We start from the raw sequence: 21,993 nt of genomic DNA on the forward strand, positions 1-21,993 counted from the left end.
GTTGACGTTCCTGGCTATGGGTGTTAGCTTTTGGCTAACACTCGTAGCCAGGAGGCAAGCATGCTCGAACACATCGAACGTGACGGCGGCACCATCGCCGTCGACGTCAGCGGTACCGGACCCCTCGTCGTCCTCGCCCACGGCATGGGCGACACCCGGCACTCGTACCGGTTCCTCGTCCCCGAACTGGTCGCCGCCGGGTACCGGGTCGCGAACGTCGACATCCGCGGCTGCGGCGACTCGAGCACCGGATGGACCGGGTACTCCCGCGCGGACATCGCCGGGGACCTCGTCGCCGTCGTCCGGCACCTCGGTGGCCCGGCCGTCGTCGTCGGTCAGTCGATCAGTGGCGGTGCCGCGACGATCGCCGCCGCCGACGCCCCGGAGCTCATCACCGGCGTCGTGGAACTCGCCCCCTTCACCCGGGCGCAGTCCTTCGACCTCGGCGGGTTCCTCCGCAACCGGAACCACCACCGATCCGGCACCGTCCAACTCCTGCGGGTCATGACGGCCGGCAGCCTGCCGGGCTGGCTCGCCTACCTGGACCTGGCGGTCGCCACCAAGCCCGCCGACTGGGCCACCGAACGCGGGCACATCGAGGACACCCTGCGGCAGCCCGAGCGGATGGCCGTGCTCACGGCGATGACGAAGACCAACCCGGCCGACGCCGGCGCTCGACTGGCTGACGTCCGCTGCCCGGTGCTCGTCGTCCAGGGCGGTGCCGACCCGGACTGGGCCGACCCCGCAGCCGAGGGTCGCCGCATCCTCGGCGACCTGCCGACCGGCCTCGGCGAACTCGCCGTCATCGAGGGCGCCGGGCACTACCCGCACCGCGAGACCCCGGCCGAGGTCATGGACCTCCTGCTCCCGTTCCTTCGGCGCACGCTCACGGCGACCACCACGGGTGGTGACCGTGCCTAGGGCCGGACTCGACCCCGCGGTCGTCACCGAGGCCGCCGCGGTCCTCGCCGACGAGAACGGCCTCGCGCAGCTGAGCATGAGCACCGTCGCGGACCGGCTCGGCGTGAAGCCGCCGTCGCTCTACAAACACGTGGCGGGCCTCCCGGACCTGACCCGGCGGATCGCAGCGCTCGCTGCCGCCGAGCTGACCGAGGCACTGACGGAGGCGACCCGGGGGAGCACCGGACGGGAGGCCCTGGCCGCCGCCGCGCGCACCGTCCGTCGGTACGTGCAGGAACACCCGGGTCGCTACGCCGCCACCACCGGCAGCCGACCGGCGGACGCCGACGACCCGCTCGCAACGGCCCTCGACCGGTCGCTGTCGTCGTTCGTCACCGTCCTCCGCGACTACGGGCTCGACCCGGCCGACGAGGTGCACGCGCTCCGGATGCTCCGCAGCATGCTGCACGGCTTCGCCACCCTCGAGGTGTCCGGCGGGTTCCAGCTCGGCGCCGACGTGGACGAGAGCTTCACCTGGATGATCGACTTCCTCGACCAGGGACTGCGGGCCCGGGCTACGGGTGGGGACGGGCGTTCGGTCGTGCCCGACGGGCGAGCGCCGCGTCCCTGACGCGGAGCTCCCCCGTGGGTCAGCGCAGCGTCGCGATCCCGGCCAGGATCACGTCGACTCCGGCGCGGAACTGCGCACGGTCGTCGTGGTCGGCGAACGTCGTCGCGACCCGGTCCAGGAAGGGGAACGCGCCGGCGCCTCCCTGGGTGGTCCTCCTGGTGGCGACGGCGCCGAGGAACGCGGACCGGTCCGTGCCGGGGCCGGCGAGGCGCGCTGCTGCTGCGTACTGCCCGGCGACGCCGAGGACGTGGTGCACCAGCGTCGAGGTGGCATCGAACTGCGCCGAGGCGGGCACGCCCAGCGCGTCCAGCAGTGTGCCGACACGGTCGAAGACCCGGAGGACCGCGGGCTGCCACGGCTCTGCTGCCAGTTGCGTGCCGACCCACGGGTGCGCGTCGAACACGTCGAACACGTCGAGCATGAGGATCCGCACGGCCTGCGCTGGTTCCGCGGGGGGCGTTCGGTCGTGCAGGGCTGCGGCGACCACGTCGTCGGTGACGGCTGTCAGCAGCTGGCTCTTGTTCGCGACGTGGTGGTAGATCGCTCCTGCGCCGGTGTGGAGCCGGGTCGCGAGCGCCCGGAAGGTCAGTCCCGTCTCGCCGGCTGCGTCGAGGATCTCGACCGACACCCGGACGATCACGTCCTTCGTCAACGGTTCCCTGCGCCGCTCGGCTCGCTGCTCGTCCTGCACGACCCCATCTTGACATGACTGGAACCACGTTCCATACGCTGCGATGGAACACCGTTCCAACGTGACGTCACCGATGTCGCCGTCTTCCCTCCCAAGAAGGATCCGCATGCTCACCTCGAACCAGCCCGGCACCGTCCTGCAGTTCCAGGCGAAGCCCGGCATGGGCGACCGCCTGTTCGAACTCACCAACGCGCTGCACTTCACCGGGGACCCGGACGGTCCCACCGACTGGGTGCTCTGCCGTGCGGACGACGACCCGGACACCCTGTGGGCGTTCGAGTTCTACGCGGACGACGCGTCGTTCGAACGCCACTTCGCCGACCCCGTGATCGACGCGAACCACGAGGAGGTCATCGACCTGCTCGCCGCTCCGCCGATGCGGGTGACCGTCCGGCCTGCCTTCTCGGGGTTCGCGAGCTGAAGTCGGCCGTCGCGATCGCCGCGGTCGCGCTCCTGCCTCCGGTTCAGCACACGCCGACCTTGGCGCTCCGGCCGGAGCAGGCGGCCCGCTACCGTCATCGGTATGAGTGTCTCGTCCTCCGGCCGCAGATCCGTCGAGGGCGACTGGCCGCTGGTGCGGGAGCTGCAGAGCGGGCGTCCTCTCGACGGACGCGCACGATGACCAGCATCCGCCTGATCGAACCCGGCGACGGCCGCGCACTCTCCGACCTGCTCGTCCGCAACCGGGCGTTCCTCGCGCCGTGGAGCCCCATCCGCGCCGACGGGTACGAGACCGTCGCCGGTCAGCGGACGGACATCGACCTCGTGCTGGAGCAACACCGTCGCGGCGGGACCGTCCCGTTCGTGGTCCTCGACGATGACGGCCAGGTGGCAGGTCGTCTGACCCTCAGCGGCATCGTGCGCGGCTCGTTCCGGTCCTGCGCGATGGGGTACTGGTTGTCGGAGGACCGGACCGGCCGAGGCCTCGCGACCCGCGCAGTCGCCGCGGCGCTCGGGCATGCGTTCGACGAGCTCGGCCTGCATCGGGTCCAGGCCGAGACCCTCGTCCAGAACACCGCCTCGCAGCGGGTGCTTGCCCGCAACGGTTTCGTCCAGTACGGCCTCGCCCCGCGGTACCTCGAGATCGCGGGCCGGTGGCAGGACCACCGCATGTTCCAGCGGCTGCGTGACGATCCTCCGGTCCCGGTCCCGGTCCCGGTCGACCGTTGACTTTCCATGGCGGCAAATGATTGACTTGCCGACATGGAAAACGACCCGAGGAACAGCGCACCCGACGGCTCGGACCCGACCGACGCCCGACAGGCGCTCGCCGCGGTCGACGCGACCAGGGCCTCCGTCGCCGACCGTCTGGTGACCCCGTGGTGGTACCACCCGGCCCTGGGCCTGCTCGCCGGCGCCTACCTGGTCGGCTACGCGTTGGGCGACACCATCGTCCGAGTGGCCGTGCTCGTCGTCTTCTTCGCCGGGATCTTCACGCTCGTCTCGGCCTACCGCCGACTCACCGGTGTGTGGGTCTCCGGCCACCGAGCCGGAGCCGCAACCCGGTGGGCAGTGGCGATGGGCGTGTTCGATGTGATCGCGGTCGTCGCCGCGATCTTCGTGCACGAGGCCACGGGCCTCCTCTGGCCGGTGTGGGTGCTGGCGGCGATGGTCGTCGTGGCGATGGTCCTGCTCGGACGTCGGTTCGACCGCCGGCTGCGCTCGGAGCTGCGGCACGGCCGCGTGCAGGCCTCGTGACCGCGCCGTCGACGGGTCGGGGGAGCGGCGTGAGCGGGACGTTCGACGAGGTGGTGCACGCGCCGAACCGTCTGCAGATCTGCGCGTTCCTCGATCCGCTCGACCAGGCCGAGTTCTCAGTGGTGCGCGACGTGCTCGGCGCGAGCGACTCGGCGACGAGCAAGCACGTCAAAGTGCTGCAGGACGCGGGGTACCTGACGGTGCGCAAGCCGACCGGCAAGGGTCGGGTCAAGACGTGGCTCGCACTCACCCCGGAGGGTCGCAGCGCCTACCAGGGACACGTCGCCGCCCTGCGCGCTCTGTTGGGCTGACGCCGGAGCGCTGAGGGACCGCGGACGTGAGTCGATGGGGTCGTGGAGATCGGGACGGACGCTCAGGCGTGAGCGGCCAGGTGTGCGCCCCACACCGCGTAGGTGTCGCGGTACCGGTGTTCCTCCGCCTCCGGACGCCACACCGATCGCGTCAGCTCCTCCGGGAAGCCGACGACGCTGACACGCGGGTGGTCCTCCGCCACCGCGCGAGACCGGAGGTTGAGCGCCTTCCCGTGCACGCCGGCGGCGGCCCGCGCGGGACGGGAGAGGCTGCCGGCGTTGTCGAGGGGCGGGATCTCACCGACGAGGACCCGGGCTGTGGGCGGGAGCACCTCGAGGAGTGCGGTGACGGTGTCCCGGAGGTGCTCCTCCCACGTCCTCGGAGGCATCACCCGCAGCGCGTCGGTGATGCCCACCATGACGACAGCGAGCTCGCACTCCTGCAGGTGTTCGCGGTGCGCATGGACGATCGGTGGCAGCTGTCGGACGCTCGACGACGGTGCGCTGGCGATCGACCACGAGGTCCCGCGACCACATCGGCCTGCGCGCTTCCGGGCGAAGAACGCCGGGAGGGACAGCTCGTGGGTACGGACGCCGAGCGAGAGCTCACCTCGCTCGCCGACGAACCAGACCCGGTCGACCGCCGACCCCGGGACGGTGCCGGCCGGGTCGTCGTCGGGGAACACGTCCCAGGCGGCGTCGGAACGGCGGAAGACGAACTCGCTCATCCGCCCCACACGCACCGGCATCGTGAGTGCGGACCGGACCATCTCGCGGGCTCGTGACATCGGTGCATCCCCGTCGCACCAGCGCAGCAGCGTGTCCGCCGCGGAGTCGACGTCCTTCCGGGTCACCGCCAAGCTAGTCCTCCACCATGGGGACCATCGGGGTACAAACGGTCGGTGGCGAGCCGGGGACGGCCCGGACCTCAGAACGGAACGCCGCAGACGAGCACCGCATTGGCGAACGGCGTCGCCTCGCCGGTGCGCACGAACAGCCGCGCTCCGCCGGACATCGCCTTGAGCTGCTCGTGTGACACCGACCGGCGCTCCGGGAACCGTTCGGCCAACCACGTCTCGACCTCGGTCCCGGCGACCTCCGTCGCGACGACGCAGTCCTGGAAGACCGCGTCTCCGAGCAGTGCGTCGAGGACGTCGACGAAACGCGGGACTCCGTGCACGAGGGCGAGGTCCACGACCGGGACGCCCGGTGGGATCGGGAGCCCGCAGTCCGCGACCACGACGAGGTCGCCGTGGCCGAGCCGACTCAGCCCCGCGTTCAACTCCGCGTTGAGGATGCCGGTCTTCTTCACGCGTCGACTCCCTGCGCTCCGTCGGTCCGGTCCTCGGGCAGCACGTCGTCGAGCGCCGGGTACGACGGCTGGGTCCCGACCCCCTGCACGGCGAACGCCCCGACCCGGACGGCCTGACGAGCCGACTCGAGCAGGGAGCGTCCCGCGGCGAGCCCGGCGGCGAGCGCCCCGACGAACGCGTCGCCCGCACCGGAGGTGTCGACCGCGACCACGCGCGGTGACGGCACGGCGATCACCGCTGTCGGGTCCTCGTCGTCGGAGACCAGGGCACCGCGTGCTCCGAGCGTGACGACCACGGACCGGATCCCGAGCGAGCGGAGCGTCGCGACGAGCGCGCCCTCGTCCGCCGGCACCTCGGCACCGGGGACGAGCTGCGCGAGGACGAGCGCTGCCTCGTGCTCGTTGACGACGAGCGGGTCGGCGGCGAGCACGACCTCCCGTCCGACCGGCACGACGGGTGCCAGGTTGAGCAGCACCCGCCCGGTCGCCGCCGTGACGGCGGCGCCGATGCCGTCCGCGGGGACCTCGCCCTGCAGGACGACCACCGCGGCCGACGCGACGGTGTCCGCGGCCGCGAGCACAGCCTCCGTCCCGGTCGACGCGTTGGCCCCGGGGACCACGACGATCGTGTTCTCGCCGCTGCGGTCGACCGTGATGGTCGCGAGCCCGGTGGGGGCGTCGACCGCGCGGACGTGGGTGACGTCGACGCCGCTGTCGGCCAGGAGGCTAGTGGCCACCGTCGCCGCACCGTCGCGTCCGACGCTCCCCACCATCACGGTCGGCGCGCCCCGACGGGCGGCCGCGACGGCCTGGTTCGCACCCTTGCCGCCCGGGAGCAGGGAGAAGGAGGTCGCGATGAGCGTCTCACCCGGTGCGGGGTGGCGATCGACGGTCACGACCTGGTCGACGTTGAGTGAACCCACGACGACCACGGTTCCGGTGGGACGACTCACTTGGTGAAGTCTCCGACGTTGCTCTTGGTCACCGAGACGACGGGCACCTGGACGGTCTTCTCGGCCTTGCCGGAGACGGCCTTCACTGCCTGGTCGACGGCCAGTGCGCCGAGCTTGGCGGGCTGCTGGGCGACCGAGCTGCTCAGTGTGCCGTCCTGGATCGCCTTGAGGCCGTCGGCCTCGCCGTCGAAGCCGGCGACCTTGACGCTCGTGCCGGCCTTCGCGCCCAGGGCCTTGATCGCGCCGAGTGCCATCTCGTCGTTCTCGGCGAAGACGCCGACGACGTCGGGGTGGGCCTGCAGCAGGTTGGTGGTGACGTCGAGCGCGGTGGCGCGGTCGAAGTTCGCGGTCTGCTTGCCGACGACCTTGATCCCCGGGTAGGCCTTGATGCCCTCGGCGAAGCCCTGGCCACGGTCACGGCTGGCGGAGGTGCCCGCCTGACCCTGAAGGACGAGGATCTCGCCCTTCTCGCCGATCGCCTTCGCCAGGTCGTCGGCGGCCTGCTTGCCACCGGCGACGTTGTCGCTCGCGATGAACGAGTCGACCGAGGCGTCGTTGACGGTGCGGTCGACGGCGATGACCGGGATCTCGGCCTTGTTCAGCGCGGTGACGCTCGGGCCGGCAGCGTCGGAGTCGACCGGGTTGACGATGACGGCCTTGGTGCTGCCGCTCGAGGCGGTCTGCAGCTGGTTCGCCTGCTGGGCCGAGTCGTTCTGGGCGTCGACGACGTCGAGGGTGACGCCCTGCTTCTTCGCCTCGGCCTTCGCGCCGTCGCGGACCTCGACGAAGAACGGGTTGTTGAGCGTGGAGAGGGCGAGCGTGATCTTCATGGCGCCGCCACCCGACGCGCCGGTGCTGCTCGTGCGGTTGCACCCGGCGGTGCCGAGGACGACCAGGCCGGCGACGACGCCGACGGTGGCGACCTTCTGGAAGGAGGAGAACTTCATCGTTGGTTCCTTTGTGGAGAGGGTGGGGGAGGAGGAAGAGGAGAGGAGCGCGTCAGCTGCTGCGCGTCAGCTGCTGCGCGTCTTGCGGCGGAGCACGTCGAACCCGACGGCGACCGCGATGACCAGGCCGATGACGACCTGCTGCCAGAACGAGCTGACGTTGAGCAGGTTCAGGCCGTTGCGGATCACGACGAGGACGAGCGCGCCGATGAAGGTGCCGGAGATCCGGCCGACACCGCCCGCGAGCGAGGCGCCGCCGATGACGACCGACGCGATGGCGTCGAGCTCGTAGCCGCTGGCGGCCTGCGGCTGCGCCGAGTCGAGTCGACCCGCCAGCAGCAGGCCGGCGAGTGCGGCGAACAGCCCGGACAGCCCGAACACGACGACCACGATCCGCTTGACCGGGAGGCCCGACAACCGTGCCGCTTCTGCGTTGCCCCCGACGGCGTACATGCTCCGACCGATCACAGTGCGGTTGAGGATGAAGGACGCGATCAGCGCGGCCACCACGAGGACGATGATCGGCACCGGCACGGGGCCGATGTCCCCGCCGAGGAACGACACCTGGGGCGAGGTCGGCACCGGCTTGCCGTCGGAGAGCACGAGGGTCAGACCGCGGGCGACGCTGAGCATCGCCAGGGTCGCGATGAACGACGGCAGCTTGCCGTAGGCGCTGGCCAGGCCGTTCACGACGCCGGTGGCGAGCCCGGCGACGAGTCCGCCGACCAGGGCCAGCCAGCCGGGCAGCCCCGCGGTGGCGAAGAACCACGCGGAGACCATCGCCGACAGTGCGGCGACCGAGCCGACGGACAGGTCGATGCCGCCCGCGACGATCACGAAGGTCACGCCGAACGCGAGCACGGCCACGGTCGACACCTGGATGCCGATGTTGAGGATGTTGCGGCCGGTGAGGAAGTCAGGCGTCGCGATGAAGAGCGCGATGCAGAGCACGACGAGGCCGACGAGGGCGCCGTTGTTCGCCAGGAACTTCGTGAACGAGAAGGACCGGTTCGGGGCCTTCGCAGTGGTCGATGACATGCGGCATGTGCTTTCTCGTGGGTACTGCGCTGTACGCGGGGATGTGCGCGCGGGTGACCGCGCGGGAGGGGGCGCCGTCGTCAGGCGGCGTCGGCGTCCGGGACGTCGCGGGCGGCGAGGGTCATCACGGCGTCCTCGGTGGCGTCGGCACCGTCGAGTTCGCCGGCGATCCGACCGTCTCGCATGACGAGGATCCGGTCGCTCATGCCGAGCACCTCGGGCAGCTCGCTCGACACCATCACGACGGCACCCCCACCGGCGGTGATGGCGTTGACGAGCTCGTAGATCTCGACCTTCGCGCCGACGTCCACGCCACGGGTGGGCTCGTCGAGCAGCAGCACGCTCGAGCCCGCGAGGATCCACCGACCGAACACGGCCTTCTGCTGGTTGCCGCCGGAGAGCGACCCGATCGGCTGGTCGATGTCGTGCATCCGGATGCGGAGCCGGGCAGCGACCTGCTCGGCACGCTGCTTCTGCCCGGCGAAGTCGACGAGTCCACCCCGGGCGCTCGACGCGAGCGTGGCGTACCCGAGGTTGTCGTTGACGGAGGCGCCGAGCACCAGGCCCTGGCCCTTGCGGTCCTCGGGCACGTGTCCGATGCCGGCGCGGATCGCCCCGGCGACGCTGCCCTTGCCGAGCTGGCGGCCGCGGACGGTCACCGTGCCGCTGTCGTACCCGTCGGCGCCCGCGATGGCCCGGACCAGTTCGGTCCGTCCGGCACCGACGAGTCCGGAGATGCCGACGATCTCACCGGCGTGCACGTCGAAGGACACGTCCTGGAACCGGCCGGCAGCGGTGAGGTGCTCGACCCGCAGGACGGCGTCCGCACGGTCCACGACGGCGCTACCGGTCGGGTACTGCTCCTCGATGCTCCGGCCGACCATGAGTCGGACGAGTTCGTCCTCCGGGGTCGATGCGGGGACCTCGGCGACGAAGTGGCCGTCGCGGAGCACGGCGACGGTGTCGCCGATCTCGGCGATCTCGTCGAGGTGGTGACTGATGAACAGCATGCCGACGCCCCGGGCGCGGAGGTCCGCGACCACGCGGAACAGGGCCTCGGTCTCGTGGCGGGTGAGGGCGGCGGTGGGCTCGTCGAGGATCAGGATCCGCGCCTCCACACTGAGCGCCTTCGCGATCTCGACCAGCTGCTGCCGTGCGATGCCGAGCTCGCCGACGGGGGTGTCGACGTCCACATCCAGCCCGATCACCGCGAGGGCGGCCTCGGCCTGACGGCGGAGCGTCTTCCGGTCGACCAGCCCGAAGCGGGTCGGGATCCGGCCCATCATCACGTTCTCCGCGACACTGAGCGAGCCGACCAGGTTGAGTTCCTGGTGGATCGTCGCGATGCCGAGCCGCTCCGCGGCGGAGACGGTCGGGAGGCTCACCTCGGCCCCGTCGACCAGGATCCGTCCGCCGTCGGGCTGGTGGATCCCGGACATCATCTTGATGAGGGTCGACTTGCCCGCGCCGTTCTCGCCCAGGAGGACCTGGACCTTCCCGGCGTGCACGTCGACGGTGACGTCGGTGATCACCTGGACGGGGCCGAACGACTTGCTCACCTGGTCGAGGGTGAGGAGGGGGGTCTGCGCCATGTCAGTTCTCCGGGTGCTGCTGGGCGGCGGGGCGCGACGATGCGGCCTGCCGGGCGGGTCGGATGGGAGTGGCCGAGGACGCACGCACGATCAGTTCGCTCGGCAGACGGACGGACTCGGGGCTGCCGCCGTCGATGACGTCGCGGAGCAGGCCCACGGCGACGCGACCCATGTCCTCGACGCTGTGGGCGACGACGGAGAGCGCGGGTTCCAACAACGAGAACCACTCGATGTCGTCGAAGGCGACGAGCGCGATGTCCTGGCCGACCCGGAGGCCGAGTCGGTTGAGGATCGCGATCGCACCGACGGCCATCAGGCTGTCCGCGGCGAAGATCGCCGTGGGCGGGTCGTCGAGTTCGAGCAACGTGGTGACGCCGGCGGAACCGGACGCGGCCTGGAAGTCACCGAAGACGACGAGTTCGGGGTCCTCGCTCAGCCCGGCTGCGACGACGGCGTCCTGGTAGGCGGTGAACCGCTCGCGGCCGGTGGAGACGCTCTGCGGGCCGGCGATGTACCCGATGCGGGTGTGGCCGAGGGCGGCGAGATGGTCGACGGTCTGCCGGATGCCGGTGCTGCTGTCGGTGGTCACGCTCGGGACGTCGATGCCCGGGATCACGCGGTCGACGAACACGGTCGGGACCTCGCGGTCGACGAGCTGCTGCACGGTGCCGGTGTCGTTGCCCTGCGGAGCGACGATCACACCGTCGACCCGGCGGGCGATGAGCGTGTCGAGGTACCGGTTCTGCTGGTCGGCTCGTTCGTTCGCGTTGCCGAGCAGCGTGACGTACCCCTCGGCCAGTGCCGCCTGCTCGATGGTGTGGGCGAGGTCGGCGAAGAACGGGTTGCGGACGTCGGAGACCAGCAGACCGATCGTGTCCGACCGTGTCGAGCGCAGTGCCCGGGCCTGCAGGTTCGGACGGAAGTCGAGGTCCTTGACCGCCTGTTCGACCGCTCGACGCGACTCCTCGCTCGTCGCTGCGTTGCCGGAGAGCACGCGGGACGCCGTCGCTGCGGAGACGCCGGCGCGGGCGGCGACGTCCTTGATGGTGACGGTGTTCATCAGTGAGCACTCCGTTGGGCGAGTCATGGAATCGATTCCATGGAATCGATTCCACGACCATAGGGACCGCCCCCGGGCGCTGTCAAGCGGCGCGGTCCGGGGCCGCGCTCGCCGAGTCGTCCGCGAAAGCGACAGTCCTGCGCCGAAGATGCGCGCCGATCTGTCGCTTTCGCGGAGGAGTCGGGCACGCCGAGACAGCGCCGATCAGACGGCGCCGGACGGGGGAGAGAGTGGAGGGGATGACGGGAATCGAGGATCGGCGCTGTGCCGGTTCGCGTCTGTGGAGGGGATGACGGGAATCGAACCCGCGTAGCCAGTTTGGAAGACTGGGGCTCTACCATTGAGCTACATCCCCGCGCCTGCGCACATGTCGCAGCCCCACCACCATACCGGACGAACGACACCCCCATGATCCTGCCGCCGCCGGACGAGTCGTCGCAGCGCACGATCAGGCGCTCCCGGGTGCTGTCGTACGCGCTGGTGGCCGTCGCCGCGGTGGTCCTCTCGCTCCGCCCGGAGTTGTTCGGTGACCCGCAGGCGCAGCCCTGGCACGCACTGCTGCATGTGTGGCGGATCGTCGTCGGGCTGCTCCTCGGGGTGGCCGCCCTGGCCGTCCAGGTCGTCGTCGGCGTGCAGTGGCGTCGGGGTCTGCGGCAGTCCGCGGACGGGTGACTTCCCACAACCGGCGGTCCTCCCGGGCGGCGCGCACCTGGAGCCCGCTAGACTCGTCGAGGTCGCTGGGTGGGATTCGTCCTGCCCGCGCGCTGAACGGCGCACGCGACGATCCTGGCCCTCGTACCGGGGCGTAGCTCAGCTTGGTAGAGCGCCCGCTTTGGGAGCGGGAGGTCGCAGGTTCAAATCCTGTCGCCCCGACCAGGTCACATCGAACGTCAACCAACAGGAGAACATCCCTTGGCCACCAGCACCGTCGACAAGGTGAGCGACACCCGCGTCAAGCTCACCGTGAACGTGACGCCGGACGATCTCAAGCCGAGCATCGACCACGCGTACAAGCACATCGCAGAGCAGATCAACATCCCCGGCTTCCGCAAGGGCAAGGTCCCGCCGGCGATCGTCGATCAGCGCGTCGGTCGCGGCGAGGTCCTGAACCACGCCGTCGGCGACGCCATCGACACCTTCTACCGTCAGGCGGTGGACGAGCAGGAGCTGCGCATCCTCGGCCGCGCCGAGGCCGACGTCGCCGAGCTCCCGAACGTCAAGGACTTCTCGGGCGACCTCGTCCTCACCTTCGAGGTCGACGTCCGTCCCGAGTTCGACCTGCCCGACTACGGCTCCTTCGAGCTGACGGTCGACGCGGTCGAGGTCTCCGACGACGAGATCGACGAAGAGCTGCAGAACCTCCGCACGCGCTTCGGCACCCTCGTGACCGTGGACCGTCCGGCGACCTCGGGCGACTTCGCCCAGCTCGACCTGACCGCCACCATCGGTGACGACGAGGTCGACTCGGCCACCGGCGTCTCCTACGAGATCGGCTCGGGCGACCTGCTCGAGGGCATCGACGAGGCGCTCGAGTCCCTCACCGCAGGCGAGTCCACCACCTTCGAGTCGAAGCTCGTCGGTGGCGACCGCGAGGGCGAGACCGCCCAGATCGCCGTCACCGTCACCGCCGTCAAGGAGCGCGAGCTCCCCGAGGCCGACGACGAGTTCGCCCAGATCGCGAGCCAGTTCGACACGCTCGACGAGCTGAAGGCCGACCTCAAGGAGCAGATCGCCAAGTCGAAGACCTTCGGCCAGGGCGCTGCGGCACGCGACAAGCTCGTCGAGCAGCTCCTCGAGTCGGTGGAGATCCCGATCTCCGAGAAGCTCATCGAGGACGAGGTGCACCGTCACCTCGAGCAGGAGAACCGTCTGGAGGACGACGAGCACCGCAAGGAGGTCGCCGAGTCCAGCGAGAAGGCCTTCCGCTCGCAGATCCTCCTCGACTCCATCGCCGAGAAGGAGCAGATCCAGGTCTCGCAGGAAGAGCTCACGCAGTACCTGATCCAGGCCGCGGCGCAGTACGGCATGGAGCCGGCCGAGTTCATCAAGGTCATCGACCAGAACGGCCAGATCCCCGGCATGGTCGGCGAGGTCGCTCGCTCGAAGGCCGTCGCCACGGTGCTGTCGAAGGTCACCGTGAAGGACACCGCCGGCAACCCGGTCGACCTCTCCGCGTTCACCGCGGGTGTCGCCGAGGGTGACGACGTGGAGTCCGACGAGACCGACGACGAGTCCGCCGAGGCCGACGCGAAGTAGTCGGGAGCCATTCCGCAACAGGAGGCGCGGTGCCAGCTGGCACCGCGCCTCCTGTGCGTCCGCGGTCGGTTTCCGGTCGACCGCATTGCCGACAGCGAACAGGCGCGACCGCGTGCGTTGCAACCGATAAGTTCGACAACAAGCGACAACTGAACGGGAGCTTTTCCATGGCCGAAGCAACACTGAACCCCAGTGTTTTTGACCGCCTTCTGAGAGACCGGATCGTGTGGCTCGGCTCCGAGGTCCGCGACGACAACTCGAACGAGATCGCAGCCAAGCTGCTGCTGCTCGCCGCCGAGGACCCTGAGAAGGACATCTACCTCTACATCAACTCGCCCGGTGGCTCGATCACCGCCGGCATGGCGATCTACGACACGATGCAGTTCGTGCCGAACGACATCGTCACGGTGGGCATCGGCCTCGCCGCCTCGATGGGGCAGTTCCTGCTCTCGTCCGGCACGCCCGGCAAGCGCTACATCACGCCGAACGCGCGCGTGCTCCTGCACCAGCCGTCGGGTGGGTTCGGTGGCACCGCTGCCGACATCCAGACGCAGGCGAAGGTCATCCTCGACATGAAGCAGCGGATGGCCGAGCTCACGGCGGAGCAGACCGGCAAGTCCATCGAGCAGATCCTCAAGGACAACGACCGCGACAACTGGTTCTCGGCGCAGGAGGCCCTGGAGTACGGCTTCGTCGACCACCTCCGCGCCTCGTCCGCCGAGGTCGTCGGTGGTGGCGGAACCGTCAACGACGGTGAGACGCAGACCCCTGCGGCCGAGCCCGACGCCCAGTCCTGATCCCCACCGAAGAAAAGGAAACGAGAATGCATCTCCCCATGCTCGGTGGCGCGCAGAACGTCCCGGCCCCCTCTGATCGGTACATCCTCCCGAGCTTCGAGGAGCGCACGGCCTACGGCTACAAGCGGCAGGACCCGTACGCGAAGCTCTTCGAGGACCGCATCGTGTTCCTCGGTGTCCAGGTCGACGACGCGTCGGCCGACGACGTCATGGCCCAGCTGCTCGTGCTCGAGTCGATGGACCCCGACCGCGACATCGTCATGTACATCAACTCGCCCGGTGGCTCGTTCACCGCGATGACGGCGATCTACGACACCATGCAGTACATCCGTCCGCAGATCCAGACGGTCTGCCTCGGTCAGGCGGCCTCGGCCGCGTCGGTGCTCCTGGCCGGCGGCACGCCGGGCAAGCGCCTGGCGCTCCCGAACGCCCGTGTGCTCATCCACCAGCCTGCCGTCCAGCAGGGTGGCGGTCAGGCGTCCGACATCGAGATCCAGGCGGCGGAGATCCTCCGCATGCGGACCTGGCTCGAAGAGACGCTGTCGAAGCACTCGAACAAGACGCCGGCCGAGATCAACCACGACATCGAGCGCGACAAGATCATGTCCGCGCAGGAAGCCGTGGAGTACGGCCTGATCGACCAGGTCCTCACCAGCCGCAAGAACGTCCCCGCGCTCGTCAAGTAGCACCCGGACACACGACGGCCCCGCACCTTATCGGTGCGGGGCCGTCGTCGTTCCCGCGGCGGGAACTGCCGATCAGTCGTCGTCGCCGTCGGCGGCGGGTGCCGGTCGGCGACGCACGAGCAGCAGCACGGCGACGACCGCGGCCACGACGACGAGTCCGCCGGCGCCGATCCACAGCGCGTCGGAGGCCGTCGAGGCCGTGCCGCCGGACTCCGTGCCGGTCGTGCTGGCCGCGGCTGTCGAGCCGTTGCCGTCGGTCGCGCAGGTCGGAGGCTTCGTCGCACCGGTTGCGGGGGTGAAGCCCGCCGGCGCCTTCCAGGTGAAGTCGTACGAGTCCGACACGGTGTGCCCGTCGGCCGAGATGATCTGCCACTCGGCCTGGTACTCGCCGGACTTCCCGAGGGCGGCCGCGGTGGACATCGTCGGGCCCTCCACGTCGACGCAGCCGTCCTCGAAGTACCGGCCGTCCGGACCGACGATGCGGAACGCGAACCCGGAGTCCGTGTCGCCGATGTCGAGCAGACGGTCGTTCGTGGTGATGGCGAACGTCTTCGGCAGTGCGGTCAGCGTGCTGTTCGACGCGGGGGTCGCGGCGACGACGTAGTTGTGCGCGCTGGCGGGGGCGGCGAGGCCGAGGACCACACCACCCACGAGCGTGAGGGCTGCGAGCGTCCCGGCACCGAGCCTCCCGGCCCGGACCCGGCGGCGCAGCGCCGGACGTGCGCCCGGCTGCACGTCCGACTGCATGCCCGACTGCTCGGTGCCCGTCGTCACTTGCTGCTGCCGCGGCGACGCGAGGCGGCGACCGAGACGACGAGTGCGACGGCGCCCAGGAGCAGGCCGCCGAGACCGAGGAAGCGGCCGACCAGGTCCGGGTCGGCGGGGGTGGAGGTGGACGGGCTGGAGGCCGTGGTCGCGGTGGCCGCGTCGGGCTCAGTCGACTCGGTGGTGCCGTGCTCGTCGTCGCCCGATGCGGCCGCGGTCAGCGTGATCGTCGGTGCGGGGTGCTCCGGCTCGGCCTGACCGGCCTTCGTCGCCTGGTCCCACGCGGTGGAACCCTGCTCGCAGGTCTGCGTCACCGGCATCGACACGGTGTCACCGGCCTTGCCGTCGGGCAGCGCGAAGGAGAGCGAGAAGGTGTCGCGCTCGTCGGCGGGCAGCGGGGTCTTGGCGGTGTAGGTGACGCTGGTGATGCGCTCCGCGGCCGCCTCCGCCGCGTCCTCGTCGGATCCGGCTGCGGAACTCGGGGCCGTGTACGGCTCGGTCGCCTTCGTGATCGTCCAGTTCGGGTTCACGGTGGGCGTGACCTCGATCACGGACTCGGGGACGTGGAACTGCAGCTTCGTGGTGGGGGATCCGTCGCAGCCGTGCGGCACGGAGAACGTGACGGTGGTGTACGAGTTGACGGCGGTCGACGACGCTTCGGCCTCGACGTGGGCGCTGGCCGAGGCCGCGGTGCCGAGGACGATGGCGGCGGCGACGCCGAGGGTCACGACACCGCCGGTGGCGAGGCGCTTCTGCATGGTTCCTCCAGGAGCCGTTCTCTACAACTTGTAGAGCAACGCCGCTCACGCTACCAGGCCGACCACGCCCTGGGCGAACGCGGCCGGGGGTCCCCGACTGTGTCACCGGGAGCGGTTAGGCTCGGTGCACGACGACCTCGTGGACCGCACTGGCGGTGCACGTCGACCAGGGAAGGCCGAGAGCATGGCACGCATCGGAGAGAGCGCCGACCTCCTGAAGTGCTCCTTCTGTGGGAAGAGCCAGAAGCAGGTGCAGCAGCTGATCGCCGGACCCGGCGTCTACATCTGCGACGAATGCGTCGAGCTCTGCAACGAGATCATCGAAGAGCGCCTCGCCGAAGCGGGTGAGGACACCGGCAGTGGTGAGTTCGACCTGCCGAAGCCGCGCGAGATCTTCGACTTCCTGCAGGAGTACGTCATCGGGCAGGACCCGGCGAAGCGCGCCCTCGCGGTCGCCGTCTACAACCACTACAAGCGGATCCGGGCCCAGGGGCAGATCACCGCCGCCGAGGACCGCGACGACGTCGAGATCGCGAAGTCGAACATCCTGCTCATCGGCCCGACCGGCTGTGGCAAGACGTACCTGGCGCAGACCCTCGCGAAGCGGCTCAACGTGCCGTTCGCCGTCGCCGACGCCACTGCCCTGACCGAGGCCGGCTACGTCGGCGAGGACGTCGAGAACATCCTCCTCAAGCTGATCCAGGCGGCCGACTACGACGTCAAGCGTGCCGAGACCGGCATCATCTACATCGACGAGGTCGACAAGATCGCGCGGAAGGCCGAGAACCCCTCGATCACGCGCGACGTCTCGGGCGAAGGCGTGCAGCAGGCGCTGCTCAAGATCCTCGAGGGCACCGTCGCCTCGGTCCCACCGCAGGGCGGTCGGAAGCACCCGCACCAGGAGTTCATCCAGATCGACACGACGAACGTCCTGTTCATCGTCGCCGGTGCCTTCGCCGGGCTGGAAGAGATCGTCTCCTCGCGTGTCGGCAAGCACGGCATCGGCTTCGGTGCCCAGCTGCACAGCCCGACCGACCACCAGGACCTGTACTCGGAGGTCCTGCCGGAAGACCTGCACAAGTTCGGCCTGATCCCGGAGTTCATCGGTCGTCTGCCCGTCGTCACCACGGTGTCGAAGCTCGACCAGGCTGCGCTCATGCAGATCCTCACCGAGCCGAAGAACGCCCTGGTCCGTCAGTACCAGCGGATGTTCCAGATCGACGGCGTCGAGCTCGAGTTCGACCACGCTGCACTCGAGGCGATCGCCGACCTGGCCGTCCTGCGCCAGACCGGTGCCCGTGGCCTCCGCGCGATCATGGAAGAGGTCCTCGGGCCGATCATGTTCGACGTCCCCTCGGACGACGACGTCGCCCGAGTCGTCGTCACCCGGGCCTCGGTGCTCGAGAACGCGGCACCGACGATCGTGCCCCGGTCGCAGCCGAAGCGCGTCGAGAAGTCCGCGTAGCCGAACGCACCCCGACACAGGAGCGCGCCCCGTCCTCGACGGGGCGCGCTTCTGTGTCGCGTGGCGACCGCCCGGGCTACTCCAGCCCGCGGCGACGCAGCAGCGGGCCGACCTCGGCGTCACGGCCGCGGAACTCGCGGTAGGCCTCGAGGGGGTCCTTCGCGCCGCCGACGCCGAGCAGCAGCCGCGCGAAGCGTTCGCCGGCCTGGCGGGACAGTCCGCCGTGCTCGCGGAACCACTCCACGGTGTCGGCGTCGAGCACCTCGCTCCATATGTACCCGTAGTAGCCGGCGTCGTACCCGCCGGAGAACGTGTGCGCGAAGTACGTCGACGAGTATCGGGGCGGGACGGCCGGGGCGTCGATGCCGGCGGCGACCAGGGCCTCCCGTTCGAACGCCTCGACGTCCGTCACCGCAGCGGCGTCCGCGGCGCTCAACCGGTGCCACGCCTGGTCGAGCAGCGCGGCGGCCAGGTACTCGGTCGTGCCGAAGCCCTCGTTGAACCCTTCCGAGTTGCTGAGGCCCAGGACGAGCTCGGGCGGCATCGGCGCGCCGGTCTCGTGGTGCCGGGCGTAGTTCGCCAGGACCGACGGCCACGTGACCCACATCTCGTTCACCTGCGACGGGAACTCGACGAAGTCGCGCTCGACGTTCGTGCCGGAGAACCGGGGGTACGTCGTCCGGGCGATCAGGCCGTGCAGGGCGTGGCCGAACTCGTGGAACAGGGTCTCGACCTCGTCCTGCGTCAGCAGCGTCGGCGAGCCGACCGCGGGCTTCGGCACGTTGAGGTTGTTCACGACGACCGGCAGCGTGCCGAGCAGGTGTGACTGCTCCACGACGGGGTTCATCCACGCACCACCGCGCTTGCCGTCGCGCGTGTACAGGTCGAGCAGGTACAGCCCGACGGGGGCGTCCTGCTCGTCGACCACCTCGAAGACGCGGACCTCCTCGTTGTACCCGTGCAGGTCATGACGCTCGGTGAAGCGCAGGCCGTACAGGGCTCCTGCGGCATGGAAGACGCCGTCGACCAGGACCCGGTCGGCCTCCAGGTACGGACGGAGGGCACTGCTGTCGGCGGCGAACTGGGCGCCCCGCAGCACCTCCGTGGCGTACGCCCAGTCCCACGACTCGACGTCGAAGCCGACGGTGCGGGAACGAGCCTCGCGCTCGTCGCGTGCGTTCGCGACGGCGGCGGTGACGAGCGAGGACAGGAGGCCCGCCACGGCTTCCGGGGTACGGGCCGTCTCGTCCGCGGTGACGACCGACGCGTGGTCGCGGAAGCCGAGCAGCTCGGCCCGTTCGGCTCGGAGGCGGACGATGCGGAGCAGGACCGCCCGGTTGTCGAACGCGTTGCCGCGGCGGCCGCGGGCGAGCGACGCCTCCATGATCCGCTGGCGGAGGCCGCGGTCGGTGAGGGTCGCGAGCCACGGGTGCCCGGTGTACAGCGGCAGGGTGACGAGCCACCCCTCGAGACCACGGTCGGCGGCGGCTGCCGCGGCGGCGGACTTCGCACCGTCGTCGAGGCCGGCGAGTTCGGCTTCGTCGGTGACGTGCACCGCGGCGTCGTTGGTGTCCTCGAGCAGGTTGCGTTCGAACGTCGTCGTCAGCGAAGAAAGCTCTTGGTTGACCGCGGTCAGGCGCTCCTTGCCGGCGTCGTCGAGCCCTGCACCGGCCAGGGTCATCTCGGTCAGCGTGCGTTCGGCCAGACGGCGGTCCTCCTCGGAGCGACCGGGGGTGGCGTCGAGCGCGTCATGCACGGCGCGGACCCGGGCGAACAGTCGGCCGTCCAGGACGATCGCGTCGCGGTGTGCGGCGAGGAGCGGGGAGAGCTCGGCCTCGAGGTCACGGAGCTCGTCGGTGGAGTCGGCCGAGGTGACGGTGGAGAAGACCATCTCGACACGCTGCAGCAGCTGCCCGGCACGCTCGAGCGCGACGAGGGTGTTCTCGAACGTCGGTGGTTCGGGGTCGGTGGCGATCGCCTCGACCTCTGCGCGGTGTTCGGCCATGCCCGCGTCGAAGGCCGGCCGGTAGTGCTCGGTCCGGACGTCGTCGAACGGGGGGAGGGCGTAGGGGAGGGTGCTCGGTCCATCGAACGGAGTGGCCATCGCCCCAACCTAGCGACGTGCGCGCCACGCCGGGCGCGCGAGCCCCTCGGTCCTAGTGCGTCGCTGCGTCGATGAGCACCGCGGCTGCTCGGCGTGCGTGCACGGCCGCCTCGGTCGTCCCCGCGATCGCCGCGGTGGTCTGCGCTCCCTCGGCGAGCAGGGCCAGCTGCGACGCGAGTTCCTCCGCCCGGTCAGCGTCGGGGACGGCCCGCGCGGCGATCTCGGCGACGAACCGCTGGAACGAGTCCTTGTGGTCGCGGGCGATCTCGGCGATCGCGGGGGAGGTCGCGCCGAGCTCACCGAAGGCGTTGATGAAGCCGCAGCCGCGGAACGTCTCGTCCCCGAACCACGACTCGAGGAAGTCGTACACGGCCAGCAGTTGCGCGCGCGGACCGTCGGCGGCGTCGACCGCGGCCCGGATGCCCTGCTCCCAGAACTCGTGGCGGCCGGCGAGGACGGCGGCGATGAGCTGCTCCTTCCCGGGGAACGCGGCGTAGAGCTTCTTCAGCGAGACGCCGGCGGTCGAGCGGATCTCGTCCATGCCGACGGCCTGGATGCCGCGCGTGTAGAAGAGCGCGTCCGCCGTCTCGACGATCCGTGCTGCCGTCTCGGGTTCGACCGTGCTCGTCGCCATGTGCGTGCTCCGTCCACTCAGTGTCCACCGGCATCCGAGTTGCGCCGGGAACGATCGTTCTCTAGTGTAGGCGACACCACCGGAGAACGCCCGTTCTCCACGGGGCTCAGTGCACTTCACCAGGAGGAACACCATGGGATCCATCACCGTCGGGACCGAGAACAGCGTCGACATCGCCCTGCACTACGAGGACAAGGGCCAGGGGCAGCCGATCGTGCTGATCCACGGGTTCCCGCTGGACGGCAACTCGTGGGAGGGCCAGGTCCCGCCGCTGCTCGACGCCGGCTACCGGGTCATCACGTACGACCGTCGCGGGTTCGGGCAGTCCTCGCAGCCCTCGACCGGCTACGACTACGACACCTTCGCCGACGACCTGCACACCGTCCTCGAGACCCTCGACCTGCAGGACGTGATCCTGGTCGGCTTCTCGATGGGGACCGGCGAGATCGCCCGCTACATCGCCCGCCACGGTGAGGACCGGATCGCGAAGGTCGCGTTCCTCGCCTCGCTCGAGCCCTACCTGGCCATCACCGACGACAACCCCGACGGTGCCGCGCCGATGGCCTTCTTCGAGGGTGTCTCCGCGGACGTCGCGAAGGACCGCTACGCGTACTTCACGTCCTTCTACGAGGGCTTCTTCAACCTGTCGGAGAACCTCGGCACCCGCATCTCCGAGGAGCAGGTCCGCAACGCCTGGAACGTCGCCGCCGGCTCGGGTGCGATCGCTTCCGTCGCGGCCCCGCTGACCTGGCCGACGGACTTCCGGAAGGACATCCCGGAGGTCACCGTCCCGGCGCTCATCGTGCACGGCACCGCGGACAACGTCCTGCCGATCGACGCCACCGGCCGACGCTTCACCCAGGCGCTGCCCGCGGCCCGCTACGTCGAGATCGAGGGCGCGCCCCACGGCCTCCTCACCACGCACACCGCCGAGGTCAACGCGGTGCTGCTCTCCTGGCTCGCCGAGTCCTGATCCCTCGGCGATCCCGGTCGGGCGTCCGCGCCTGACCCGACACCGAGCCGGCCTGCACCACGGTGGTCCCGTGCTGCAGGCCGGCTCTCGTCCGCACGCGAGGTGTTCAGTCCTCGGTCCCCGCGTCGTCCGGGTCGGTCACCTGCGCGTGCCCGAGCGGGTCCAGGTGGATCGACGTCCCGTCGTCCAGCTCGACCATCGGCTTGCCCTCCAGGAACGTCAGCGTCCAGCGCCACGTCGAGGCGTCGACCGGTCCGGCGGCCAGTTCGTCCTCGACTCCGCGCACGGCGACGACCATCGTCTCGGGCAGTCGCGCGGGTGGTTCCGCGCCGACGTTCCATCTCGTACCCAACTGCATGCGAGCCTCCAGTCCGTGTCGGGGGAGGGCGCCGTAACGACGGACGCCCCGCCCGTGTCTCCAC

The 21,993-nt window shown here is 70.3% G+C and carries 25 protein-coding genes and 2 tRNA genes; 13 read left to right on the forward strand and 14 right to left on the reverse strand.

Annotated elements, in window-relative coordinates; translation table 11 throughout:
• Positions 1-60: 60 nt before the first annotated feature.
• Both DEJ33_RS13265 and DEJ33_RS13270 read left to right on the forward strand, forming a co-directional pair.
• Positions 61-921: an alpha/beta fold hydrolase gene (locus tag DEJ33_RS13265; RefSeq protein ID WP_111078833.1), complete on the forward strand. Its 861-nt coding sequence runs from the start codon at positions 61-63 to the stop codon at positions 919-921.
• Entirely contained in the window at positions 914-1,531 is a 618-nt protein-coding gene (locus tag DEJ33_RS13270) for a TetR/AcrR family transcriptional regulator (protein ID WP_111195258.1), read from the forward strand. The genes DEJ33_RS13265 and DEJ33_RS13270 overlap by 8 nt, the downstream gene beginning before the upstream one ends.
• 19 nt (positions 1,532-1,550) lie before the next feature.
• On the opposite strand, the gene DEJ33_RS13275 is transcribed toward DEJ33_RS13270, so the two are convergent.
• The gene (locus tag DEJ33_RS13275) at positions 1,551-2,222 is read right to left on the reverse strand and encodes a TetR/AcrR family transcriptional regulator (RefSeq protein ID WP_220034486.1); all 672 of its coding nucleotides are present in this window, start codon (positions 2,220-2,222) and stop codon (positions 1,551-1,553) included.
• A 106-nt stretch (positions 2,223-2,328) separates the two neighbouring features.
• On the opposite strand from DEJ33_RS13275, the gene DEJ33_RS13280 reads away from it, so the two are divergent.
• The 4 genes from DEJ33_RS13280 (at position 2,329) to DEJ33_RS13295 (ending at position 4,231) form a co-directional block, all read left to right on the forward strand.
• Positions 2,329-2,643, forward strand: coding sequence for a putative quinol monooxygenase (locus DEJ33_RS13280; protein WP_111078831.1), 315 nt, complete (start codon positions 2,329-2,331; stop codon positions 2,641-2,643).
• A 197-nt stretch (positions 2,644-2,840) separates the two neighbouring features.
• Positions 2,841-3,392 (forward strand): GNAT family N-acetyltransferase, encoded by a 552-nt coding sequence (locus tag DEJ33_RS13285; RefSeq protein ID WP_111195215.1) that lies wholly within the window; start codon positions 2,841-2,843, stop codon positions 3,390-3,392.
• Between the two features lie 33 nt (positions 3,393-3,425).
• Positions 3,426-3,920 (forward strand): hypothetical protein, encoded by a 495-nt coding sequence (locus DEJ33_RS13290; protein ID WP_111078829.1) that lies wholly within the window; start codon positions 3,426-3,428, stop codon positions 3,918-3,920.
• A 29-nt stretch (positions 3,921-3,949) separates the two neighbouring features.
• Positions 3,950-4,231 (forward strand): transcriptional regulator, encoded by a 282-nt coding sequence (locus DEJ33_RS13295; protein ID WP_111078828.1) that lies wholly within the window; start codon positions 3,950-3,952, stop codon positions 4,229-4,231.
• Positions 4,232-4,293: 62 nt separating this feature from the next.
• On the opposite strand, the gene DEJ33_RS13300 is transcribed toward DEJ33_RS13295, so the two are convergent.
• The 8 genes from DEJ33_RS13300 to DEJ33_RS13335 form a co-directional block, all read right to left on the reverse strand.
• Complete coding sequence (locus tag DEJ33_RS13300; RefSeq protein WP_111195259.1) at positions 4,294-5,019, reverse strand: hypothetical protein; 726 nt, start codon at positions 5,017-5,019, stop codon at positions 4,294-4,296.
• 140 nt (positions 5,020-5,159) lie between these two features.
• Positions 5,160-5,543, reverse strand: a complete 384-nt coding sequence (gene rbsD, locus DEJ33_RS13305) for a D-ribose pyranase (RefSeq protein ID WP_111195216.1) — start codon at positions 5,541-5,543, stop codon at positions 5,160-5,162.
• Entirely contained in the window at positions 5,540-6,496 is a 957-nt protein-coding gene (locus DEJ33_RS13310; protein WP_111195217.1) for a ribokinase, read from the reverse strand. Before DEJ33_RS13310 ends, rbsD begins: the two co-directional genes overlap by 4 nt.
• Positions 6,493-7,443, reverse strand: a complete 951-nt coding sequence (locus DEJ33_RS13315) for a substrate-binding domain-containing protein (RefSeq protein WP_111195218.1) — start codon at positions 7,441-7,443, stop codon at positions 6,493-6,495. The genes DEJ33_RS13310 and DEJ33_RS13315 overlap by 4 nt, the downstream gene beginning before the upstream one ends.
• A 66-nt stretch (positions 7,444-7,509) precedes the next feature.
• Complete coding sequence (locus tag DEJ33_RS13320) at positions 7,510-8,481, reverse strand: ABC transporter permease (RefSeq protein WP_111045316.1); 972 nt, start codon at positions 8,479-8,481, stop codon at positions 7,510-7,512.
• 80 nt (positions 8,482-8,561) lie between these two features.
• Positions 8,562-10,073 (reverse strand): sugar ABC transporter ATP-binding protein, encoded by a 1,512-nt coding sequence (locus DEJ33_RS13325; RefSeq protein WP_111195219.1) that lies wholly within the window; start codon positions 10,071-10,073, stop codon positions 8,562-8,564.
• 1 nt (position 10,074) lies between these two features.
• A complete protein-coding gene (locus DEJ33_RS13330) occupies positions 10,075-11,133 on the reverse strand; it encodes a LacI family DNA-binding transcriptional regulator (RefSeq protein WP_111195220.1) in 1,059 nt (352 codons plus the stop codon).
• Between the two features lie 281 nt (positions 11,134-11,414).
• Positions 11,415-11,488: transfer RNA gene (locus tag DEJ33_RS13335), tRNA-Gly, on the reverse strand.
• 53 nt (positions 11,489-11,541) lie between these two features.
• Between DEJ33_RS13335 and DEJ33_RS13340 the strand changes: the two genes are divergently transcribed.
• The 5 genes from DEJ33_RS13340 to DEJ33_RS13360 all read left to right on the forward strand — a co-directional run bounded on the left by DEJ33_RS13340 (position 11,542) and on the right by DEJ33_RS13360 (position 14,872).
• A complete protein-coding gene (locus tag DEJ33_RS13340; protein WP_111078824.1) occupies positions 11,542-11,805 on the forward strand; it encodes a hypothetical protein in 264 nt (87 codons plus the stop codon).
• Between the two features lie 127 nt (positions 11,806-11,932).
• A tRNA-Pro gene (locus tag DEJ33_RS13345) sits at positions 11,933-12,009 on the forward strand.
• 36 nt (positions 12,010-12,045) lie between these two features.
• Positions 12,046-13,389: a trigger factor gene (gene tig / locus DEJ33_RS13350; RefSeq protein ID WP_111195221.1), complete on the forward strand. Its 1,344-nt coding sequence runs from the start codon at positions 12,046-12,048 to the stop codon at positions 13,387-13,389.
• 167 nt (positions 13,390-13,556) lie between these two features.
• Positions 13,557-14,186, forward strand: coding sequence for an ATP-dependent Clp protease proteolytic subunit (locus tag DEJ33_RS13355; RefSeq protein WP_110903999.1), 630 nt, complete (start codon positions 13,557-13,559; stop codon positions 14,184-14,186).
• Between the two features lie 26 nt (positions 14,187-14,212).
• Positions 14,213-14,872, forward strand: a complete 660-nt coding sequence (locus tag DEJ33_RS13360) for an ATP-dependent Clp protease proteolytic subunit (RefSeq protein WP_110903998.1) — start codon at positions 14,213-14,215, stop codon at positions 14,870-14,872.
• A gap of 72 nt (positions 14,873-14,944) precedes the next feature.
• Here the strand turns inward: DEJ33_RS13360 and DEJ33_RS13365 are convergent, their stop codons facing one another.
• Positions 14,945-15,619, reverse strand: a complete 675-nt coding sequence (locus DEJ33_RS13365; RefSeq protein ID WP_146242632.1) for a copper resistance protein CopC — start codon at positions 15,617-15,619, stop codon at positions 14,945-14,947.
• Positions 15,620-15,642: 23 nt separating this feature from the next.
• Complete coding sequence (locus tag DEJ33_RS13370) at positions 15,643-16,395, reverse strand: YcnI family protein (RefSeq protein WP_111195223.1); 753 nt, start codon at positions 16,393-16,395, stop codon at positions 15,643-15,645.
• 184 nt (positions 16,396-16,579) lie between these two features.
• Between DEJ33_RS13370 and clpX the strand changes: the two genes are divergently transcribed.
• Complete coding sequence (gene clpX / locus DEJ33_RS13375; RefSeq protein WP_111078820.1) at positions 16,580-17,860, forward strand: ATP-dependent Clp protease ATP-binding subunit ClpX; 1,281 nt, start codon at positions 16,580-16,582, stop codon at positions 17,858-17,860.
• Between the two features lie 76 nt (positions 17,861-17,936).
• Here clpX and DEJ33_RS13380 read toward each other — a convergent pair whose 3' ends face one another.
• Together DEJ33_RS13380 and DEJ33_RS13385 are read right to left on the reverse strand one after the other, a co-directional pair.
• Positions 17,937-19,964 carry a M3 family metallopeptidase gene (locus DEJ33_RS13380; protein ID WP_111195224.1) on the reverse strand — a complete coding sequence of 676 codons (2,028 nt, stop codon included), beginning with the start codon at positions 19,962-19,964 and terminating at the stop codon, positions 17,937-17,939.
• 52 nt (positions 19,965-20,016) lie between these two features.
• Positions 20,017-20,598: a TetR/AcrR family transcriptional regulator gene (locus tag DEJ33_RS13385; protein ID WP_111195225.1), complete on the reverse strand. Its 582-nt coding sequence runs from the start codon at positions 20,596-20,598 to the stop codon at positions 20,017-20,019.
• 133 nt (positions 20,599-20,731) lie between these two features.
• On the opposite strand from DEJ33_RS13385, the gene DEJ33_RS13390 reads away from it, so the two are divergent.
• The gene (locus DEJ33_RS13390; protein ID WP_111078817.1) at positions 20,732-21,571 is read left to right on the forward strand and encodes an alpha/beta fold hydrolase; all 840 of its coding nucleotides are present in this window, start codon (positions 20,732-20,734) and stop codon (positions 21,569-21,571) included.
• 106 nt (positions 21,572-21,677) lie between these two features.
• Here the strand turns inward: DEJ33_RS13390 and DEJ33_RS13395 are convergent, their stop codons facing one another.
• The gene (locus DEJ33_RS13395; RefSeq protein ID WP_111195226.1) at positions 21,678-21,929 is read right to left on the reverse strand and encodes a hypothetical protein; all 252 of its coding nucleotides are present in this window, start codon (positions 21,927-21,929) and stop codon (positions 21,678-21,680) included.
• Positions 21,930-21,993: the final 64 nt, after the last annotated feature.

It is taken from the genome of Curtobacterium sp. MCPF17_047 (assembly GCF_003234045.1).
In the GTDB taxonomy this organism is placed as follows: Bacteria; Actinomycetota; Actinomycetes; order Actinomycetales; family Microbacteriaceae; genus Curtobacterium.

Bases quoted from the DNA above. Each gene is read 5' to 3' on its own strand.
- DEJ33_RS13265 (WP_111078833.1), top strand. From the start codon at position 61: ATGCTCGAACACATCGAACGTGACGGCGGCACCATCGCCGTCGACGTC.
- DEJ33_RS13280 (WP_111078831.1), top strand. From the start codon at position 2,329: ATGCTCACCTCGAACCAGCCCGGCACCGTCCTGCAGTTCCAGGCGAAG.
- DEJ33_RS13285 (WP_111195215.1), top strand. From the start codon at position 2,841: ATGACCAGCATCCGCCTGATCGAACCCGGCGACGGCCGCGCACTCTCC.
- DEJ33_RS13290 (WP_111078829.1), top strand. From the start codon at position 3,426: ATGGAAAACGACCCGAGGAACAGCGCACCCGACGGCTCGGACCCGACC.
- DEJ33_RS13300 (WP_111195259.1), bottom strand. From the start codon at position 5,019: ATGTCACGAGCCCGCGAGATGGTCCGGTCCGCACTCACGATGCCGGTG.
- DEJ33_RS13315 (WP_111195218.1), bottom strand. From the start codon at position 7,443: ATGAAGTTCTCCTCCTTCCAGAAGGTCGCCACCGTCGGCGTCGTCGCC.
- DEJ33_RS13320 (WP_111045316.1), bottom strand. From the start codon at position 8,481: ATGTCATCGACCACTGCGAAGGCCCCGAACCGGTCCTTCTCGTTCACG.
- DEJ33_RS13325 (WP_111195219.1), bottom strand. From the start codon at position 10,073: ATGGCGCAGACCCCCCTCCTCACCCTCGACCAGGTGAGCAAGTCGTTC.
- DEJ33_RS13330 (WP_111195220.1), bottom strand. From the start codon at position 11,133: ATGAACACCGTCACCATCAAGGACGTCGCCGCCCGCGCCGGCGTCTCC.
- DEJ33_RS13340 (WP_111078824.1), top strand. From the start codon at position 11,542: ATGATCCTGCCGCCGCCGGACGAGTCGTCGCAGCGCACGATCAGGCGC.
- DEJ33_RS13355 (WP_110903999.1), top strand. From the start codon at position 13,557: ATGGCCGAAGCAACACTGAACCCCAGTGTTTTTGACCGCCTTCTGAGA.
- DEJ33_RS13360 (WP_110903998.1), top strand. From the start codon at position 14,213: ATGCATCTCCCCATGCTCGGTGGCGCGCAGAACGTCCCGGCCCCCTCT.
- DEJ33_RS13365 (WP_146242632.1), bottom strand. From the start codon at position 15,619: ATGCAGTCGGACGTGCAGCCGGGCGCACGTCCGGCGCTGCGCCGCCGG.
- DEJ33_RS13370 (WP_111195223.1), bottom strand. From the start codon at position 16,395: ATGCAGAAGCGCCTCGCCACCGGCGGTGTCGTGACCCTCGGCGTCGCC.
- clpX (WP_111078820.1), top strand. From the start codon at position 16,580: ATGGCACGCATCGGAGAGAGCGCCGACCTCCTGAAGTGCTCCTTCTGT.
- DEJ33_RS13380 (WP_111195224.1), bottom strand. From the start codon at position 19,964: ATGGCCACTCCGTTCGATGGACCGAGCACCCTCCCCTACGCCCTCCCC.
- DEJ33_RS13385 (WP_111195225.1), bottom strand. From the start codon at position 20,598: ATGGCGACGAGCACGGTCGAACCCGAGACGGCAGCACGGATCGTCGAG.
- DEJ33_RS13390 (WP_111078817.1), top strand. From the start codon at position 20,732: ATGGGATCCATCACCGTCGGGACCGAGAACAGCGTCGACATCGCCCTG.
- DEJ33_RS13395 (WP_111195226.1), bottom strand. From the start codon at position 21,929: ATGCAGTTGGGTACGAGATGGAACGTCGGCGCGGAACCACCCGCGCGA.